Origin of the sequence: Hoeflea sp. BAL378 (assembly GCF_000759435.1) — a bacterium.
Classification (GTDB): Bacteria; Pseudomonadota; Alphaproteobacteria; order Rhizobiales; family Rhizobiaceae; genus Hoeflea.
Genome location: NZ_JRJG01000063.1, coordinates 20,623 through 36,650, shown reverse-complemented (window position 1 = coordinate 36,650; position 16,028 = coordinate 20,623). Strand labels below are relative to the sequence as shown.

The window sequence follows — 16,028 nt, the reverse complement described above, 5'->3', positions numbered from 1 at the left end:
GAATGACCATGATGAAGACAGTGCTGATTTCCGCCGCGCTTGCAGCCGGCCTCGCCTCCGGCGCGCAGGCGGCCGGGCCGAGCTTCGTCTCCGCAGGCACGCTCACGGTGTGCACGACGGCGAACTTCCCGCCGCTGACCTTCAAGAAGGATCCCGGCGACGCGCTGCCGGTCGGCATCGACATCGACATCGCCAATGCGCTGGCCGGAGAGTGGAACGCCACCACCGCCTTCACCACCACCGATTTCGCCGGGCTGCTGCCGACGCTCGGGTCGGGGCGGTGCGACCTCATCATCAGCGGCATCTACATCAACGAGGAACGGCGCCAGACCTATGACGGCGCGCGCTACATGAAGTCGGCCACGGTGCTGGTCACCAAGGCCGGCAACCAGGATATCTCCGATCCCCAAAGCCTCTCCGGCAAGACCGTGGCGCTGGAATCGGGCACCTATTACGTGGAGGAACGCATCGACCCGCTCAACGCGGAGTTCAAGACCGCCGGCAAGCCGGCCGTCACGGTGCAGGACTATCCCACGCAGCAGGCCGCCTACCAGCAGGTGCTGGTCGGCCGGGCCGACGCGACGCTGACCGAGGAGGCCGAAGGCGCCTACCGGGTGGCCACCACCACCGACCAGTTCAAGATCGCCTACACCTGGCAGTCGGACTTCACCTACGGCATCTACATGCGCCGCAACGGCGATGACCTGACGCGGGTGCGCGACACGCTCAAGAAGCTGAGCCAGGATGGGTTCTTCGCCACTTTGGCCGAGACATACGGTCTCGACCCGGCGGTGTTCGAGGTCGACTACGACTCCTGATCTGTGGACGCGCGAGCCCGATGACCCTTGATCTCGCCTTGTTCCTGAAGGCCCTGGCCTCGCCTGCGCTGATGAGCGGCGGGGCCGTGGCGCTGGTGCTGTCGGTGATCGTCTTCGTGCTGTCGTTCTTCGGCTGCCTGCCGGTGGCGCTGTGCCTTAACTCGGGCAAGAGGGGCCGGCGCTTCGCCGCCCAGGTTTATGTCTGGGTGTTCCGGGCGGCGCCGCTGATCCTGGTGCTGCTGATCGTCTGGAACGGCGCGCCGCAGGCGGTGCCGGCGCTCTTGAAGGCGCACTGGTTCACGCCCTTCGTCGCCGCGGCAATCTCGCTCACGCTGGTCTCGGTCGCCTATATGGGCGAGATCATGAAGGGCGCGCTGCGCTCGATCGCCAAGGAACAGGGAGAAGCCGCCCAGGCGCTGGGGCTGAGGCCGTTCCAGACCTTCCGGCTGGTGATCCTGCCGCAGGCGCTGCGCGTGGCGCTGCCGCCCTTCGTCAACGAATTCATCAACATCCTCAAGGTCACCTCGCTCGCCTATGTGATTTCGCTGAGGGAAATCATGGCGGTGGTCAACGACGCCATCGCCGCCTCGTTCCGGTTCGTCGAGTGGTACTGCGCGGCGCTGGTCTATTACCTGGCGATCGTCTCGGTGTTCATGCTGATCCAGTCGATGATCGAAAAACGCCTGAAATAGCGCGCGCCCGCAGCGTCAGCCGGGCCTGACCGCCAGCCAGATCATGTGGCGGGCGCCGCGTTTCTTCGTGCTGGCGCGGGTCGGGACCTCGGTGACGGAAAAGCCCGCCTGGCGGAGCCGCCGGGTGAAGGCCGGGTCGGGCGCCGAGGACCAGACGGAAAAGACGCCGCCCGGCGCCAGCGCGCGGAAGGCGGCGGCGAGGCCTTCGGCCGAATAGAGCGCGTCATTGCCGGTGCGGGTCAGCCCCTCCGGGCCGTTGTCGACATCGAGCAGGATCGCGTCCCAGGCGCCGGCGCGCGCGCGGATGGGCTCGCCCACATCTCCTTCGATGAGGCTCACGCGCGAATCGTCGAGACAGCCGCCGAAGACGGGCGCCATCGGCCCGCGCGCCCAGGCGATGACCTCGGGCACCAGTTCGGCCACGGTGACCCGGGCGTCGCTGTCCAGCACCGCCAGCGCCGCGCGCAGGGTGAATCCCATGCCGAGCCCGCCGATCAGCAGGCGGAGCCCGGCCCTGCCCGCCAGACGCTGCGCCGCGAGCGTCGCCAGCGCCTCCTCCGAGCCGCTCAGCCGGCTGTTCATCAGCTCGTTGGCGCCGAGCATGATCGAGAACTCGGAGCCGCGCTGCATCAGCTTGAGCTCGGGACCATCGTCAAGTTGAACGGCGTCAAGCCGGACCCAGGGGATCATCAGCGTCCTTTCGCGGGCGTTGCCCTCACCTCATGCCCGTCTGATGGCCGGAAACGGCAGTCGTGGCAAGGGCGGACGGGTCCGGGCGGGGCCAGACGCCTCCTGGGAAAACGCCGGATGTCCGGGGCGGCGCCGATGCGCCTCCCGGACAGGTCTGTCGTCAGTCCGGCCAGATCGCCGGCTGCCTGCCGGACTTGCCGTCGTCCATCCACCCGGTGCGCAGGCAGTTGGGGCAGCCCAGGCAGGTGCCGGAGGGGATCCGGCTGCAGGGGGCCGCGGGCGGGCGGGTGGCTGCGGTTCGCCTCAGCATAGCAACGCCTCCATGCGGTCCCAGTCGCCGAACGACCAGGGTTCGCCGACCACGGCGCCCATGACGCCCGCGAAGACCGGCGCCGGCATCCCGGCCTGCATGCCGGTCACCAGGCCGACCCGCTCGGGCCGGCTCGCGGCCGAGAGCATGGCGCGGGTGAACAGCACCATCTTCTCGGGCGCGATGGCGCCGACGATGCGCTCGCGGATGCCGGTGATCTCGGCCGCCGAATAATGCGCCTCGATCCGCGGCTGGATCTCGGTCTCCTCCTCGTGCATGTGGCGGAAGTCGTCGGCGATGAACAGCGCGAAGCGCTGGTAGAGCCGGCGCAGAAGCAGCGGCCGGTCGTCGCCCTCGGCCGAGGCCAGCTCGCTTGCCAGCCGGCTGAGTTCCTCGAAGGTCTCGACATGGTGCTCATGGTCCTCGCCGGCATGGTCGGCCACGCCGGGCAGGCTCGTGTCCAGGAGCGCGTGGATCTCGCGGTTCTCATGGGTGAGATGGCTCATCCCCATGCCGATGAGATCGGACAACTGGCCCAGAGTCGCGGCGACCGCGTCGCGGTCGAAGGGATCGAGCTGTCCCAGGGCGATGAGCATCCGGGCGGCGGCCAGCCGCAGGCCCTTGTGAACGGCGTAATAGAGGTCTTCCTTCTCCTCGTGGGAAGGGTGGATTTCGGTCAGGGCATTCATGGGTGTCTCCTTGTGCCGCCGGTTCGTCCGGCGGTTGAATGGAGCGCGGGATAGCCAATTCCTTCCGCTTGAAAAACACGTCGCATTCGGATTGAGTGTCCGAAATTAGCGGACAATCCCATGGACCAGCTCAAGGCGATGAAGGTGTTTCAACGGGTCGCCGAGCGCGGCAGCCTCTCGGCGGCCAGCCTCGACCTGGGACTGTCGCGCGGCGGCGCCAGCGCGGTTCTCACCGAGCTTGAGAAATATCTCGGCGTGCAACTGATCGAGCGGACCACGCGCAGCCTGCGGCTCACCGAGGACGGGCTCTATTATCTCGAAAAGGCCCGGGCGATCACCGAGGCGGTCGCCAATCTGGAGGACGAGGTGGGCTCGGCCGAGCGGCAGCCGCGCGGCCGGCTCCGGGTGCAGATCCCGGCCGGGCTCGCGGCCATGGCGGTGGCGCCGGCGCTGCCCGAATTCCTCGCCGCCTATCCGCAGGTCGATCTGGAAATCCTGTCGCGCGACGGCGTGCCGGATTTCGTGGGCGACCAGATCGACGCCGCGGTGCTGGTCGGCGCGGTGCCGGAGATCGACATCGTCGCCCGCCCGCTCGGGCGGATCCCGGTGATGACGGTCGCCTCCCCGCTCTATCTCGGTAGCCGCGGCACGCCGGCCTCGACCGAGGACCTGGCGCGCCACCAGTGCATCGCCATCATCTCCTCGGTCAGCGGCCGGCCGGTGCCGTGGCGGTTCCGGGTGGGCGGCGAGGAGATCTCGGTGGCGGTCCAGGGACGGCTGGCCTTCGAGACGGCGCCGGCAGCGGTGATCGCCGCCCGGCGCGGCGCGGGCATCCTGCAGCTTGCGAGCTACCTGGTCTATTCCGAGGTGCGCGCGGGCAGCCTGGTTCCGGTGCTCGACAGCTTCCGTCCGGGCAGCAGCGAGATGTTCCTTGCCCACCCGCGCCACCGGCTCAAGCCGCGGAAGCTCAAGGTGTTCGAGCAGTTCCTGATCGAGCTCGGCCCGCGGACGCGGCAGAAATGGGGCGTGCGGCAGGACGGGTGACCGGCGGCCTCCTCCGTCCGCGCGGTGCCGCTCGCGCCTATTTGTACTCGTAGGTGTAGGACGCGCACATTTCGGAATCGCGGACCGGCGCATCCTGGGTGTCGAAGACGCCGACCATTGTGAGCGTGTCGTCCGAGGGGGCGCCCCAGACGGCGACATAGGTGACGTCGCCCTGGCCGCAGAGCCTGTTGCCGTTGTTGAGCTCGGGATCGGCGGGCGTGGTGACGCTGTAGACCGAGGCGCCGACCTGGGAGCCTTCGACGTTGAAATTGTCGGCCACGAGTTCGTCGAAGTCCAGCCGCTCGCCGTTCTCGAAGACGATCGAGAAATCATCGAGCTCGATGTCGCCGGTGATACCCATGGCGGTGGTGGAGACGGCGGCGAGGCTGTCGGCCAGGACGGGCGACACAAGGACCGGGGCAAGGGCGAGCACGAGAGCGAGGCCTGGGGCGCGAAGGCATGTCATCGGGGAGAACTTTCCTGCTGGGGACCGCAAACCGCGGCAGCCGGGACGATAGGGCCGGCCCGCGGCCCATGCAACGGCAAATCGGGCGAGGCCCGTCGGCCGGCATCGCCAAACCGATCCGGCCAAAGAATACCCCGCTGATTCTCGCAGGCCGGGCCCATGATCTTGTTAAGCTTGGGATGCGATGACTTGCCACGGGGGATGCAGGACCGGCCCATGGCCGGTCAAGACAAGCGAGAGACCATTGGCATTCGACATGGGGCGCCGGCCGGAGGCGCATACCGACAGGCAGTCGCAGCGGCTGATCTTCGCCTATGAGACAGCCGCGCTCCTGACCATGGCCTCGAGCCTGGCCTGGGCGATCTACTTCCTCTTTATGGAGCGATGGCCGATCGCCACCGCCAATACGCTGCTCGTGGCGCTCGCGGGCGGCGCATGGCTGCTGATCAGGGCCGGCCGGCTGAACACCGCCCTGATCGTGAGCGAACTCAGCCTGGTGATCTTCGCCATCTTCTACGGACTGATGTTCGACCCGCCGAGCGCGGAGATCCCCAGGATCACCCATCTCTATCTCCTGGTGCTGGCGATGCTGGGCTATCTCGGCCATCTCCGGCGCCGGTCGGTGTTCCAGCTCGCGGTGACCGCCGTCAGCCTCACGGCCTTCGTCTTCCTGGCCTGCTCCACCTATGCGTTCCCCTTCGCCCAGGCCATTCCCGACGAGATCCGGGCGACCGGGATCTGGGTCAACGGCATCCTGGCGACCGCCATGATGTGCGGCGGCATCTACGTGCTGCAGCGGGAATTCAGCCGGCCGAAGGGGCTGGCGCTGGAGCTGCGCAACGCCGTGCGCAATGGCGAGATGGAGCTCTATTTCCAGCCGCAGATCGACCGGGCCGGCACGATCCTGGGCGCGGAGGCGCTGATCCGCTGGCAGCATCCCAAACGCGGCCAGGTGGCGCCCAACGACTTCATTCCCGTGGCCGAAGCGGCCGGGCTGATGCCGCTGATCGGCGGCTGGGTGATCGAGGAGGCCTGCCGCACGCTGGCGCACTGGCGCGGCGATCCGGCCCTCGGCGGCCTGACGCTCGCCGTCAATGTCAGCGCCGACCAGTTCCAGGTCGAGGAGTTCGAGCGCTCGGTGCTCGCCGCCGTGCGCCTCCACGGCGTCGATCCCTCCCGGCTCAAGATCGAACTCACCGAAAGCGTCGTGGTCCACAGCCTGGCGCCGGTGATCGCCAAGATCGACAATCTGCGCGCCGCCGGCATCCGCTTCGCGCTTGATGATTTCGGCACCGGCTATTCGTCGCTGAGCTATCTGCGGCAACTGCCGCTCGACCAGATCAAGATCGACCGCAGCTTCGTGCGGGATTCGCTCGACAGCGAACGCGGCACGGCGCTGGTCAAGAGCATCGTCCATCTCGGGCTCGACCTGGGCCTCGTGGTGGTGGCCGAGGGCGTCGAGACGCCGGCGCAGCACGCCTTTCTCAGCGACTGCGGCTGCCACGAATTCCAGGGCTACCTGTTCGGCCGGCCGATGCCCGCCGGCGCCTTCGCCGCCCATGTGCGCGAGGCGATGCTGGCCGCGGCCCTGACCGCGCCGGACCTGCTGCGCGCCACGCTCGCGGACTGGCCGGAGCGGTACGCGCAGCGCGCCGAAAGCGCCTAGACCTGACGGACCCTGCCGGCTTCTAGCGGGCGCGGGCGTCAAACGCCCGGCGCGCCGCCTCGACTTCCGGCATCTGCTCGCGTGTCCAGGCATAGAGCGCCTTGAACGGCGGCTGCAGCGTGCGGCCGAGCGGCGTGATCTCGTATTCGACGCCCACCGGCGAGGTCGGCAGCACCCGGCGCTCGACAAGGCCGTTGCGCTCGAGCCGTCTGAGGCATTCGGTCAGCGCCTTCTGGGTGATGCCCTCGAGGTGGCGCTTGATGGCGTTGAAGCGCATCGGCCCGGCGTCGAGGACGGTGAGCACCATCATCGACCATTTGTCGGCGATCTGGTCGAACAGAACCCGGCTCGGGCAACTGGCCGAAAAGCTCTCGCAGGTCCTCGCATTCATGGTGGTTTCCTTATCCATACCTGGTCAATCCAAAGTGCGTTCTTGAACCTTGGTATAAACTATATACTTGGAAAGCTCCACTGAAAAAGGACTCCCAAGACAATGCAAGCCTCCCCCACCACCGACAGCCTGTTTACGCCCTTCGCCCTGAAGTCGCTCACCCTCAAGAACCGCATCGTCATGGCGCCGATGACCAGGAACTTCTCGCCGGGCGGCGTTCCCGGCGCCAATGTGGTCGAGTATTACCGCCGCCGCGCCGAAAGCGACGTCGGGCTGATCCTGTCCGAAGGCACGGTGATCGACCGGCCGGCCTCGCGCAACGAGGCAGGCGTTCCCTTCTTTCATGGCGTGGATGCGCTCGCCGGCTGGAAAGCCGTGATCGACGGCGTCCATGACGCCGGCGGCAAGATGGGGCCGCAAATCTGGCACACCGGCGCCACCCGCGGCATGAGCGGCTGGACGCCCGACGCCCCGGTCGAAAGCCCGTCGGGGCTCAACGGCCCGGGCGATCCCAATGGCGTGGCGATGAGCGAGGAAGACATCGCCGACACCATCGCCGCCTTCGCCAGCGCCGCCGCCGATGCGAAACGCCTCGGCTTCGACGTGGTCGAGCTGCACGGCGCGCATGGCTACCTGATCGACCAGTTCTTCTGGGACGGCAGCAACGAGCGCACCGACCGCTACGGCGGCGCGACGCTCAAGCAACGCGCCCGGTTCGCGGCTGAAGTGGTGGCGGCGACGCGCGCCGCGCTCGGGCCCGACCTGCCGCTGATCCTCAGGCTGAGCCAGTGGAAGCAGCAGGACTACAAGGCGCGGCTCGCCACCACGCCGGACGAGATGGCGGACTGGCTGCTGCCCTTGAAGGAGGCAGGCGTCGACATGTTCCACTGCTCGCAGCGCCGCTTCTGGGAACCCGAATTCCCCGAGATCGACGGCGCCGAGGGCCTCAACTTCGCCGGCTGGGCCAAGAAACTGACCGGGGCTGCGACGATCTCGGTCGGCTCGGTCGGCCTGTCGGGCGAGTTCCTGGCCGCCTTCGGCGGCCAGAGCTCCTCGCCGGTCGGCCTCGACGCGCTGGTCCGGCGCATGGAAGCCGAAGAATTCGACCTGATCGCCGTCGGCCGCGCCATCCTCGGAGACCCGCACTGGGTCACCAAGATCAGGACCGGCGAGACCGGCGAGCTCAAGAGCTTCGACCCGGCCTCGCTCGCCGAACTGGTCTGAGGCCATGCCTCCGCCGCCGGGACTTGGGTTCCGACGGCGGGGGCCCGGAATTGCAGAGACGGACGGGGCGCGCCGGTCGCTCCGTCCCCGTCGCTGCCGGGTGACAAGGGCGCTCGCGGCGGGAGGGTGCCCGGGCGTCCGCCGCCCAAAGGAATTTGCTCGCCTCCGGCTCAATAACATGGGAAATTGCGGGGGTGACACGCGGGCCGAGGGGGCCGCGGCCTGGAGAGACCCATGGGACTGCGACTGCTGAAAACCGCGCTGATGGCGCTGGTCGCGCTGATCGCCGGCTATGTCGCCGCCCTGGCCATCGGCCTGATCGCCTTCGACATCTTCGAGGTGTCCACCCGCGAGGGCGCCAATGCCATGGGGCTGGCGTTCTTCATCTGCCCGGCCGTCGCGCTGGTCGTGGCGATCGTGGCGGCCATCCGCTATTTCGTCGCCTCCGGCCGGCCCGCCTCCCCGACCGCGCGCAAGCCGTGGCCGCGGCCCGTCACCGCCGGCGGCGCAGCGCTGGCAGGGCTGCTCGCGGGCTTCCTGCTGCAATGGATCCTGGCCGGCCGGTCCTACGAAACCTGGACCGCCGCCGCCTTCGTGTCCTTCTCGCCCTGGATCGGCGCGCTGCTGCTGGGCGGCATCACCCTGTTCTTCACGCGCCGCGGCGCCAGGCCGGGCTGATCGGTTTCAGGCCGCGGGCAAAGACATGCACAATCGAGACTTCACCACATCCGGGAGCCCCATGCGCACCTTCCTCCTTGCAGCCCTCGCCATCCTGTCGTCCGCCGCGCAGCCGGCGATGGCCGACGCCTTCACCTACGCGGGACATCTCGGCACCCTGCCGGTCATCGCCGAATTCACCGGCCCGGAGACCGGCGCGCAGCAGGTCGGCCGCTATGCCTATCTCTCAAAAGGCATCGACATCCCGCTGCACGTTATCGCGGGCGGAGCGGGGCTGACGCTGCGGGAGGAACGCCCCTGCAGCGAGGCGCTGTGCCGCAAGGCCGACGGCGAGCTCGTGACCCAGGCGCCGCTCGGCGCGGAATGGGTGCTCACGGGCGCGGTCGGCGACCAACACCTTTCCGGCCGCTGGCGCGACCCCGACAGCGGTAAGAGCCTGAAGCTCAAGCTCGAGCTCAAGGGACGCAGGAAGGTCGGCGACAGCGGCGACGCTCCGTTCGACGTGTTCAGCTTTTATGCGATGGCGTCCGGCGGGGAGCCGGTCGCGAGCCCCGAGACGCTGCCCTACGACTTTCTCCGGATGGACACCCCGTTTGAGCGGGGCCCGGAAACCGCGCTCGGCGACGGCGTGATCCGCCTGGACACGGATCCCCGCAACGGTCTCGACTATCCGGTGGTCGTGCGCCTTTCGGGCGCGGATCCGGCCGTGCTCAACGCCGCTCTCGCCCGGCACAGGATGCTGTCGGAAGCGCCGGCCTTCGCCTGCGGCGCCACCGCCTATCACGGTTTTGGCTGGACCGGCTCGTCCAGCGACGGCAGCGACGGATTTGAAGGCAACTGGAGCGTGGAGGTGAAGCACCTGAGTTCCCGCCTGCTGGGCTGGTCGGAATCGGGCAGCTATTTCTGCGGCGGCGCCTATCCCGACAATTTCACCACCGAGTATCTGGTCGACGCGAAAAGCGGCGAACCGGTGGTGGCGGAACATCTGCTCATTGGCTGGGCCGGCGACGGCCCCAGCGCCGCGCTGGCGGCCTATGTCAACCAGCACCGCGACCGGTCCGACGCGGCGCGCGAGGACGAGTGCGGCCTTCCGGACCTGGTGCAGACCAATCTCGGCGTCTTCTTTCGCCAGCACAGCCTGGTGTTCACCCTCAAGGGCCTGCCGCACGTCATCTTCGCCTGCTCCGACGATCTCCTGGAGATTCCGCTCAAGGACGCCCGCCCGCTGCTCACCGACGCGGGCGCGGCCTATTTCGCAGAGTTCGACTGAAGCAGCCCGGCTGAAAGCGCGGGCGGGCCGGACCCGTCGCACAGGACCGTGCCGAAACAGCGCGTGACGGGCACCTAGTCGGCCTGCTGCGCCGTCGCCACCGGGGCGGTCGTCAGCTTGAACTCCACCATTTCCTCAGGCGTCAGATAGTAAAGCCGGTCGGGCGGCGTTTCCAGCGCGTGGATCCACAGCCCGCTGCCGATGCCCATCTCGTCGAGATGGCGGGCGATGCGCGCCGTCGTGCTTTGGGCGCCGGACATGGCCTGCTCGGCGGACGGCTGTTCCTGGCCGGCATTGAAGACCTGGTGGACGCCGAGAATGGCATCCGCTTCCGCCTCGCGCGCCACCCCGCCGGCGAAGACCAGCGGGCAGGAGGAGGCGCAGAGCGCCTTCGTCTCCACCCTGGTGTTCAGGCCCTTTTCCCGGATCAGCTTTGACATCGCCAGCGCGTCGTCGACGGAGCCACCCGGCGAATTGAGCGACACCGCCTGGACATATTCGCCGCGCGCCGCGATCTCCTCGGCGAAGCGGCCGGCTGCGCCCGGATCGATCGACCCTTCCGCCTTGAGCTGGCCGCCGGGCAGCAGCTCGAAGCGCATCGGCTGGCTCAGGACTTCGCGGGATGTTTCCGGTTCCACCGGCGGCGGGTGGGGAACGCCGTCCGTCAGCGCTGGCGGAAGCACCGGGGCGTCCGTGGTCATCGGATCATGGCCGGGCAGCGCCGCGCTCGCCAGGCTCATTTCCCTGAGGTCGACGAAGAGAAAGGCGGCCGATGCCGCCAGAAGCGAGAAGAATGCGCCGCGCATCAAGAGACCGTCGTCGGCGGTCACAAAGGCGGACTTCAGGCGCGAGCCGAGCGACGCGGGCGTCACGCGGGTGGCCCCTTGCGCGGGGCCTTCGCCGACATGTCGAGGCTGGTGATGTTGGAGTCCGTCCGTGCGCGCTCGTCCTCGGCTTCGGCCGACTGCAGCGCCTGTTCGACATCAACCCCCTGGCGGCCGAGCGCGCGCTGCACCTCGAGCGCCTCGAGAAGCTCCGCCGCGGTGATCCGCTGCGCGAAGGGCAGCCGCTCCTCCTGCCGCCGGATCGCCCCGTGGACGACGGCGAGGATGAAGACCAGGACGGCGGGCAGCAGGTCGATGGAGATGGCGCCTGCCCAGGCCGGGATGAAATCGCTCGCATAGCGCAGCACGGCTTCCGCCGACGACAGCGGCACGAAGCGGCGCTCGGCCACCGGCGCGCGCGCCAGGATGTCGTCGGCGGCCTGCGAGAGAACCTGAGACTGGGCGGAGACGGAGGCACGGATCGTCTGCATCACCTGGTCCTGGCGGTCGACGAGATCGGCGGCCCTGCCATCGGCGACCGGGGCGATGAAGCCGAGCGACAGGTCCTCGGCCGCGCGCTTGACCGACGGGGCAATCGAGGTCTGCTCGAGCGAGGTGATGACGCCCGAGAGCGCCACGACCTCGGCGGAGAACTCGTCGCTGCGCGGCGCCACGGCGCCTGGCGCCGAGACCAGCGTGCGCATGGTGGCAAGATGGCTGCGCCCTTCGTCGAAGAGCGTGGCGACGCGCTCGCGCGAGGCGACGATGCCGGCCTCGAGCTCGCTCAGTTGCGAGGACATCTGCGACAGGAGCTGGACCACGCTGCCCGACCCCGTGGTTCCGGTCAGCGCGCCGTTCTCGCGCTCGTCCTCGGCAAGCCGCGAGAAGCGTTCCGATGTCCGCTGGATATCGGGCAGCAGGCTCTGGGCGGCGAGCGCGTTCTGGTGCGCCTGGTCGAGGTCGGCGGTATAATCCTGCACCGTCTCGGCCAGATGCTGCTCGAGCGCCGCGGATCCGGCCAGCGCCGCCGCATTGAGCCAGCTCGACATGGCGATGATCATGGCGCAGCCGAGCGCCATGACGCCGATCAGGGCGCCGCGGGAGGCGGCGCCGGTGACATGCGGATAGAAGCGGGCCATGTAGGACCAGAAGGCGTAGATCGCCACGGAAACCGACGCCGAATAGATGATGGCGGCGAAGAAGATCGCGGTGGGCGACCCGTCGAGCAGGCTGCGGACGCCCAGATAGGTGTAGACGCCAGATGCCAGCGCCAGCACGGCCAGTGCAAAGCGCGTCATGGTTTCGACGGCGAGGACGCCCTCGTGCAAGCGGTGCGATGCGCCAAGCGCCATGAAGACCTCCGACAGGATTGAAACCTTAACAAGCCCTTAAGAACGGGGCGAAATGAAGGCTGCGGCGCGGGTTCCCCAGTATGCCTTGTGCGATGTGGGCTTCTCGCGGGCGCGGTCAAGGCCCATTCGCAGGAGCGATCCGCCGCGGTCGGCGGCGTCAGGAAGCCGGTATTACGGCGTCACCACAGGCTCAAAACTGATCTTCAGCCACGCGCCGGTGGCGGCGGCGTAGCGCTGCAGCGCTTTCATCGACGGGCTGACGCGGCCGCTTTCGAGCTTGGCGACATAAGACTGCGAGGTCTGCATCTTCTCGGCGACCTGCTCCTGCGTCATGCCTCCGCGCGGGCGCGGATCAGCGCCTCGACGATCGAGAATTCTTCGTCCAGAGCATCGTATTCGGCGCGCACATCGGGACGCTTGAGCAGTTTCGTCTTGAGATCATTCAACCTGGTCATGTCACGTCCTCTGCCCGCTTTAGGGCGATGTGCATACGGGATCCGCGTATAAAATTCGAACCAGGCCTTAACTGATTCAGTTTTTGCCTTTCATTATTTCATAAGCCTCAAGCACGTCTCGAATGGCTGCCTTGTCACCAGCCGACAATTTTACATCACGATGATATTGATTTCCTTCAAATCGAAGAATGGATTCTTTAGATTTGGCAATAGATCGCAACAGTTCTATCTGGTCAGATTTTGGAGAAATATCCACCCATTCCCAAATGGTCGTATTATTATCCCGTTCAAATCTACCCACAAAGAGAGTTTCTTTTGCTCCGTCATACCAAGCCTTTACGTTCTCCACAAAAAGCCAGTCAGTTGATGTATATTGTATTTTCATCCGAAGCCATGGCGTTCCAGACTTACCCTTCCGCCCGATATACAGGTAAACAGTTGAACGGCTATTGAGGTATTTTGGTTCGTTGGGGTGTTTGAACCATGTAACTCCCTCCACCTTGTCTTCTTTAACCCGGAGCCTTGAAATAAGTCTCTTCCGAGAGTTCTCTATGGATTCTTTGTAAAATCGTACTTTTTCTTGATACTCATTCTTCTTAGGCTGGACGGCGACCAGAAACTCATACCCTTGAAGATTAATTTCATACTCGCTGGCAGGGATCGGCTTTACCAATCGCAGCATATGCGCCTCCATCTGGCCTGCGAATTCAGCCGTAGTAATTTCTGATATCACTAACCGTTGATAATGGTTTTTTGCATCGATCCACTGATGCGCTTCAAGGGATTCACGCACAGCCTGCTCTATTCTCGCACGCTTGCTCGAACCGCCATCTTCTACCGGTTCAATCGTTCTACTCGCTTTTTGCAAAGGTTCTCTTGGGAGACGCTTAATGCAGGCATACTTCGCTATAACATCTGAAATGGAACCATCGACAAGCTCCGATAATGTCGGACGGTTTTTATGTGTAAGATCCGATACCGTGTCACCTTCGGCTATGTAGCCGGAAAGCAGGGGTTCACACTGTATTAGTCGGATGGCGAAAGATGTTCCGGACGGACCTTCCCTGCGAGTTGTAACCTCAACCATGCCGTCAACTCGCGTGTCGTTCTTTACAACGAAATACTTGGCTTTCGGGTCACTTGGAACATTAATCATTTCCTCCTTCGCCTCGGCCACCTTGTTAGAAACTTTTCCAGTTTTGCTCGAATCAGCCTCTGGCGCCATTACACCGAAAGCAATAAAACATATTACTAATACAATAAATGCGTTAGTTCTTTTTTTGAAAGGTTTATATGGATATATGATACCCAACGCGGACAACATCATAATCATTAATATAATATATATTGCCACCTCCATCGATTTTTTCTCTATTTCACCTTCTTTTCGATCTTTCAAAAAACTGAAAACACCCCATTTTTAAAAAATTCCGTTGGCTGCAAGCCTCACATTAATGCGAACAGAAACTTAAAAAAACAATCCTTAAGTGTTTTTCAGCATGATCAGCATATTAACGGATAAATTCTCTTCCGAATATCCTTCACCACGAATTATTTGAACTTGTGTAGATTGCCAACACTTATGAAAACAGTCCAAGGCTGTGCCCTGACCTAACTATCACCATCCGCTCCGCGGCCCGGTGAGGCTGACGTATGCTTTCCGTCGCGGCCTTGAACCTGTCAAACGGCGAAATGCATCGCGCGTACCCCAACAAACGGCGGTGGGTTGATTTCGTTACCTGACAATCACCAGCCGCTCCGCGGCCCGGGTGATCGCCGTGTAGAGCCAGCGCTCGCGGCTGTCGCGGAAGGCGTAGCTTTCGTCGAAGAGGACGACGGAGTTCCATTGCGAGCCCTGCGCCTTGTGGACGGTGAGCGCGTAGCCGTAGTCGAAATCGTCGTAGCGCTTCTTGGTCTGCCAGGGGACTTCGATGTCGGGATCGTCGAAGACGCTTTTCAGAAGCTTGATCTTGGCCGAGCCGCGCTCCATGTCGTCGTCCTCGGGGCGAACGAGCAGGTTGATGCCGGGCTTGACCGTCTCCTTGGACGAGGTCATCACCTGCCACAGCGAGCCGTTGAGCAGGCCCTTGGCGGGGTCGTTCCTCAGGCACACCAGCTTGTCGCCGGCCTGCGGAAACGCCTGGGTAAAACCCTTGAGCTCGCGCAGGCGCTGGTTGTAGCGCCGCCGCGTTCGGTTGGTGCCGACCAGCACCTGGTCGGCGGCAAGCACCATGTCGCGGTCGACCTCGTTCTTGCCGATCACCTGCGCCGTGCCGTAGTCGCCATGCATGATCTCGCGGCCCTCGCGCACATGCATGGCGAGATCGATGATCGGGTTGTCGCGGGCCTGGCGATGGATCTCGGTCAAGAGAATGTCGGGCTCGTGCTCGGTGAAGAAGCCGCCGCCCGAGATCGGCGGCAACTGGCCGGGATCGCCCAGCACCAGGATCGGCGTGCCGAAGCTCATCAGGTCCTTGCCGAGCGCCTCGTCGACCATCGAGCATTCGTCGATGATGATCAGGGCTGCCTGGGCGAGCGGGCTCTGGCGGTTGATGGCGAACATCGGCGAGACGGTGGTCTTGCCGGTCTCTTCATCGGAGACCTCCTCCTCGCCGCGCGGCCGGTAGATCAGCGAATGGATGGTGCGCGCGTTCCGGGCGCCGCGGGCGCGCAGCACCTGCGCCGCCTTGCCGGTAAAGGCCGCGAACAGCACCTCGCCGTCGACATTGTCGGCGAAATATTTGGCCAGCGTCGTCTTGCCGGTGCCGGCATAGCCGAACAGCCGGAAGATCGGCGTGCGGCCATCCTTGAGCCAGCGCGAGACGGCCTTGAGCGCCTCATCCTGTTGCGGTGAAAACTTCATGATCCCTCATGGCAGATTCGGTCGGGGCTGTCGCGCGTGGGAATGGGGGGTGGATGGGGCATGCCGGGGACAGTTTACGTTTTGGAGCGAAGCCCCAAAAAGTAAACTGTCCCCGAACTACACAGACCTACAGGATCGACGCCAGGTTGTGCTTGTCCAATGTCTGCAAGAACGCGAGCTTGGCCTGGCCGAGCACGCCCTTGAGGCGGCAGTTGGGGAGGAACACGCAGTCCTCGCCGCCGAAGCAGAGGGCGATGTTGAAATCGGGCTCCATGTGCAGCGCCACCGCCCTAAGGTTGATCTCGTCCGGGGCCATGGCCAGGCGCAGACCGCCATGGCGGCCGCGCACGGTGGTGACGAAGCCGCCGGCGGTCAGGTTCTGCGCCACCTTCATCAGATGGTTCTTCGAGACTTCGAACTCACGGGCCAGATCGTCGACCGACTTGACCTCGCCGGGGGCACGGGCAAGCGCCATCAGCACGCGGAAGGCATAATCGGTGTGAAGCGTCAGGCGCATGATGGTCCTCAATACTGGTATTTCAGATGTTGCTTTTAGCCGCAGCATCGAATAGTGGTAAATCAGATACCAGAAAAGG

General features: G+C 65.1%; 19 protein-coding genes. 7 read left to right on the top strand and 12 right to left on the bottom strand.

The window, feature by feature from the left end; translation table 11 throughout:
* Positions 1 to 8 precede the first annotated feature (8 nt).
* Positions 9 to 818, top strand: coding sequence for a transporter substrate-binding domain-containing protein (locus tag LL06_RS14430; protein ID WP_161784980.1), 810 nt, complete (start codon positions 9 to 11; stop codon positions 816 to 818).
* 20 nt (positions 819 to 838) lie between these two features.
* A complete protein-coding gene (locus LL06_RS14425; RefSeq protein ID WP_035528135.1) occupies positions 839 to 1,510 on the top strand; it encodes an amino acid ABC transporter permease in 672 nt (223 codons plus the stop codon).
* Positions 1,511 to 1,525: 15 nt separating this feature from the next.
* On the opposite strand, the gene LL06_RS14420 is transcribed toward LL06_RS14425, so the two are convergent.
* From LL06_RS14420 to LL06_RS14415, 3 genes are all read right to left on the bottom strand, one after another.
* Positions 1,526 to 2,200: a hypothetical protein gene (locus LL06_RS14420; protein WP_035528132.1), complete on the bottom strand. Its 675-nt coding sequence runs from the start codon at positions 2,198 to 2,200 to the stop codon at positions 1,526 to 1,528.
* A 160-nt stretch (positions 2,201 to 2,360) separates the two neighbouring features.
* A complete protein-coding gene (locus LL06_RS27685; protein WP_161784979.1) occupies positions 2,361 to 2,510 on the bottom strand; it encodes a hypothetical protein in 150 nt (49 codons plus the stop codon).
* Positions 2,504 to 3,199, bottom strand: coding sequence for a hypothetical protein (locus LL06_RS14415; RefSeq protein WP_052161584.1), 696 nt, complete (start codon positions 3,197 to 3,199; stop codon positions 2,504 to 2,506). Before LL06_RS14415 ends, LL06_RS27685 begins: the two co-directional genes overlap by 7 nt.
* Positions 3,200 to 3,319: 120 nt before the next feature.
* On the opposite strand from LL06_RS14415, the gene LL06_RS14410 reads away from it, so the two are divergent.
* Positions 3,320 to 4,243, top strand: coding sequence for a LysR family transcriptional regulator (locus LL06_RS14410; RefSeq protein ID WP_035528131.1), 924 nt, complete (start codon positions 3,320 to 3,322; stop codon positions 4,241 to 4,243).
* Between the two features lie 37 nt (positions 4,244 to 4,280).
* Here the strand turns inward: LL06_RS14410 and LL06_RS14405 are convergent, their stop codons facing one another.
* Entirely contained in the window at positions 4,281 to 4,709 is a 429-nt protein-coding gene (locus tag LL06_RS14405) for a hypothetical protein (protein WP_244447137.1), read from the bottom strand.
* A 244-nt stretch (positions 4,710 to 4,953) separates the two neighbouring features.
* Here LL06_RS14405 and LL06_RS14400 point away from each other — a divergent pair, with 244 nt between their 5' ends.
* On the top strand, positions 4,954 to 6,375 hold the full coding sequence (locus tag LL06_RS14400; RefSeq protein ID WP_052161583.1) for an EAL domain-containing protein: 1,422 nt from the start codon (positions 4,954 to 4,956) through the stop codon (positions 6,373 to 6,375).
* Between the two features lie 22 nt (positions 6,376 to 6,397).
* On the opposite strand, the gene LL06_RS14395 is transcribed toward LL06_RS14400, so the two are convergent.
* Positions 6,398 to 6,766 (bottom strand): helix-turn-helix domain-containing protein, encoded by a 369-nt coding sequence (locus tag LL06_RS14395; protein ID WP_035528129.1) that lies wholly within the window; start codon positions 6,764 to 6,766, stop codon positions 6,398 to 6,400.
* Positions 6,767 to 6,868: 102 nt separating this feature from the next.
* Here LL06_RS14395 and LL06_RS14390 point away from each other — a divergent pair, with 102 nt between their 5' ends.
* The 3 genes from LL06_RS14390 to LL06_RS14380 all read left to right on the top strand — a co-directional run bounded on the left by LL06_RS14390 (position 6,869) and on the right by LL06_RS14380 (position 9,938).
* Positions 6,869 to 7,990: an NADH:flavin oxidoreductase gene (locus tag LL06_RS14390; protein WP_035528125.1), complete on the top strand. Its 1,122-nt coding sequence runs from the start codon at positions 6,869 to 6,871 to the stop codon at positions 7,988 to 7,990.
* Positions 7,991 to 8,224: 234 nt separating this feature from the next.
* On the top strand, positions 8,225 to 8,668 hold the full coding sequence (locus tag LL06_RS14385) for a hypothetical protein (RefSeq protein ID WP_035528122.1): 444 nt from the start codon (positions 8,225 to 8,227) through the stop codon (positions 8,666 to 8,668).
* Between the two features lie 61 nt (positions 8,669 to 8,729).
* A complete protein-coding gene (locus LL06_RS14380) occupies positions 8,730 to 9,938 on the top strand; it encodes a hypothetical protein (protein ID WP_035528120.1) in 1,209 nt (402 codons plus the stop codon).
* A 74-nt stretch (positions 9,939 to 10,012) separates the two neighbouring features.
* Here the strand turns inward: LL06_RS14380 and LL06_RS14375 are convergent, their stop codons facing one another.
* The 7 genes from LL06_RS14375 to LL06_RS14355 all read right to left on the bottom strand — a co-directional run bounded on the left by LL06_RS14375 (position 10,013) and on the right by LL06_RS14355 (position 15,949).
* On the bottom strand, positions 10,013 to 10,744 hold the full coding sequence (locus tag LL06_RS14375; RefSeq protein ID WP_052161587.1) for a hypothetical protein: 732 nt from the start codon (positions 10,742 to 10,744) through the stop codon (positions 10,013 to 10,015).
* 62 nt (positions 10,745 to 10,806) lie between these two features.
* Positions 10,807 to 12,114: a hypothetical protein gene (locus tag LL06_RS14370; protein WP_035528118.1), complete on the bottom strand. Its 1,308-nt coding sequence runs from the start codon at positions 12,112 to 12,114 to the stop codon at positions 10,807 to 10,809.
* Positions 12,115 to 12,285: 171 nt separating this feature from the next.
* Positions 12,286 to 12,447, bottom strand: coding sequence for a helix-turn-helix transcriptional regulator (locus LL06_RS28470; RefSeq protein WP_345775683.1), 162 nt, complete (start codon positions 12,445 to 12,447; stop codon positions 12,286 to 12,288).
* On the bottom strand, positions 12,444 to 12,569 hold the full coding sequence (locus LL06_RS28465; protein ID WP_345775682.1) for a hypothetical protein: 126 nt from the start codon (positions 12,567 to 12,569) through the stop codon (positions 12,444 to 12,446). The genes LL06_RS28470 and LL06_RS28465 overlap by 4 nt, the downstream gene beginning before the upstream one ends.
* A gap of 76 nt (positions 12,570 to 12,645) precedes the next feature.
* Entirely contained in the window at positions 12,646 to 13,968 is a 1,323-nt protein-coding gene (locus LL06_RS27310; protein ID WP_152599623.1) for a hypothetical protein, read from the bottom strand.
* 336 nt (positions 13,969 to 14,304) lie between these two features.
* Positions 14,305 to 15,432, bottom strand: a complete 1,128-nt coding sequence (locus LL06_RS14360) for an ATP-dependent RecD-like DNA helicase (protein ID WP_035528115.1) — start codon at positions 15,430 to 15,432, stop codon at positions 14,305 to 14,307.
* Between the two features lie 127 nt (positions 15,433 to 15,559).
* Positions 15,560 to 15,949 (bottom strand): Rrf2 family transcriptional regulator, encoded by a 390-nt coding sequence (locus LL06_RS14355; protein ID WP_035528205.1) that lies wholly within the window; start codon positions 15,947 to 15,949, stop codon positions 15,560 to 15,562.
* Positions 15,950 to 16,028 lie beyond the last annotated feature (79 nt).

Coding starts and splice junctions, on each gene's coding strand:
- LL06_RS14425 (WP_035528135.1), top strand. CDS start 839: ATGACCCTTGATCTCGCCTTGTTCCTGAAGGCCCTGGCCTCGCCTGCG.
- LL06_RS14380 (WP_035528120.1), top strand. CDS start 8,730: ATGCGCACCTTCCTCCTTGCAGCCCTCGCCATCCTGTCGTCCGCCGCG.
- LL06_RS14395 (WP_035528129.1), bottom strand. CDS start 6,766: ATGAATGCGAGGACCTGCGAGAGCTTTTCGGCCAGTTGCCCGAGCCGG.
- LL06_RS14415 (WP_052161584.1), bottom strand. CDS start 3,199: ATGAATGCCCTGACCGAAATCCACCCTTCCCACGAGGAGAAGGAAGAC.
- LL06_RS14355 (WP_035528205.1), bottom strand. CDS start 15,949: ATGCGCCTGACGCTTCACACCGATTATGCCTTCCGCGTGCTGATGGCG.
- LL06_RS28470 (WP_345775683.1), bottom strand. CDS start 12,447: ATGACGCAGGAGCAGGTCGCCGAGAAGATGCAGACCTCGCAGTCTTAT.
- LL06_RS14430 (WP_161784980.1), top strand. CDS start 9: ATGATGAAGACAGTGCTGATTTCCGCCGCGCTTGCAGCCGGCCTCGCC.
- LL06_RS14420 (WP_035528132.1), bottom strand. CDS start 2,200: ATGATCCCCTGGGTCCGGCTTGACGCCGTTCAACTTGACGATGGTCCC.
- LL06_RS14405 (WP_244447137.1), bottom strand. CDS start 4,709: ATGACATGCCTTCGCGCCCCAGGCCTCGCTCTCGTGCTCGCCCTTGCC.
- LL06_RS14360 (WP_035528115.1), bottom strand. CDS start 15,432: ATGAAGTTTTCACCGCAACAGGATGAGGCGCTCAAGGCCGTCTCGCGC.
- LL06_RS14410 (WP_035528131.1), top strand. CDS start 3,320: ATGGACCAGCTCAAGGCGATGAAGGTGTTTCAACGGGTCGCCGAGCGC.
- LL06_RS14385 (WP_035528122.1), top strand. CDS start 8,225: ATGGGACTGCGACTGCTGAAAACCGCGCTGATGGCGCTGGTCGCGCTG.
- LL06_RS14370 (WP_035528118.1), bottom strand. CDS start 12,114: ATGGCGCTTGGCGCATCGCACCGCTTGCACGAGGGCGTCCTCGCCGTC.
- LL06_RS28465 (WP_345775682.1), bottom strand. CDS start 12,569: ATGACCAGGTTGAATGATCTCAAGACGAAACTGCTCAAGCGTCCCGAT.
- LL06_RS27685 (WP_161784979.1), bottom strand. CDS start 2,510: ATGCTGAGGCGAACCGCAGCCACCCGCCCGCCCGCGGCCCCCTGCAGC.
- LL06_RS14390 (WP_035528125.1), top strand. CDS start 6,869: ATGCAAGCCTCCCCCACCACCGACAGCCTGTTTACGCCCTTCGCCCTG.
- LL06_RS14375 (WP_052161587.1), bottom strand. CDS start 10,744: ATGCGCGGCGCATTCTTCTCGCTTCTGGCGGCATCGGCCGCCTTTCTC.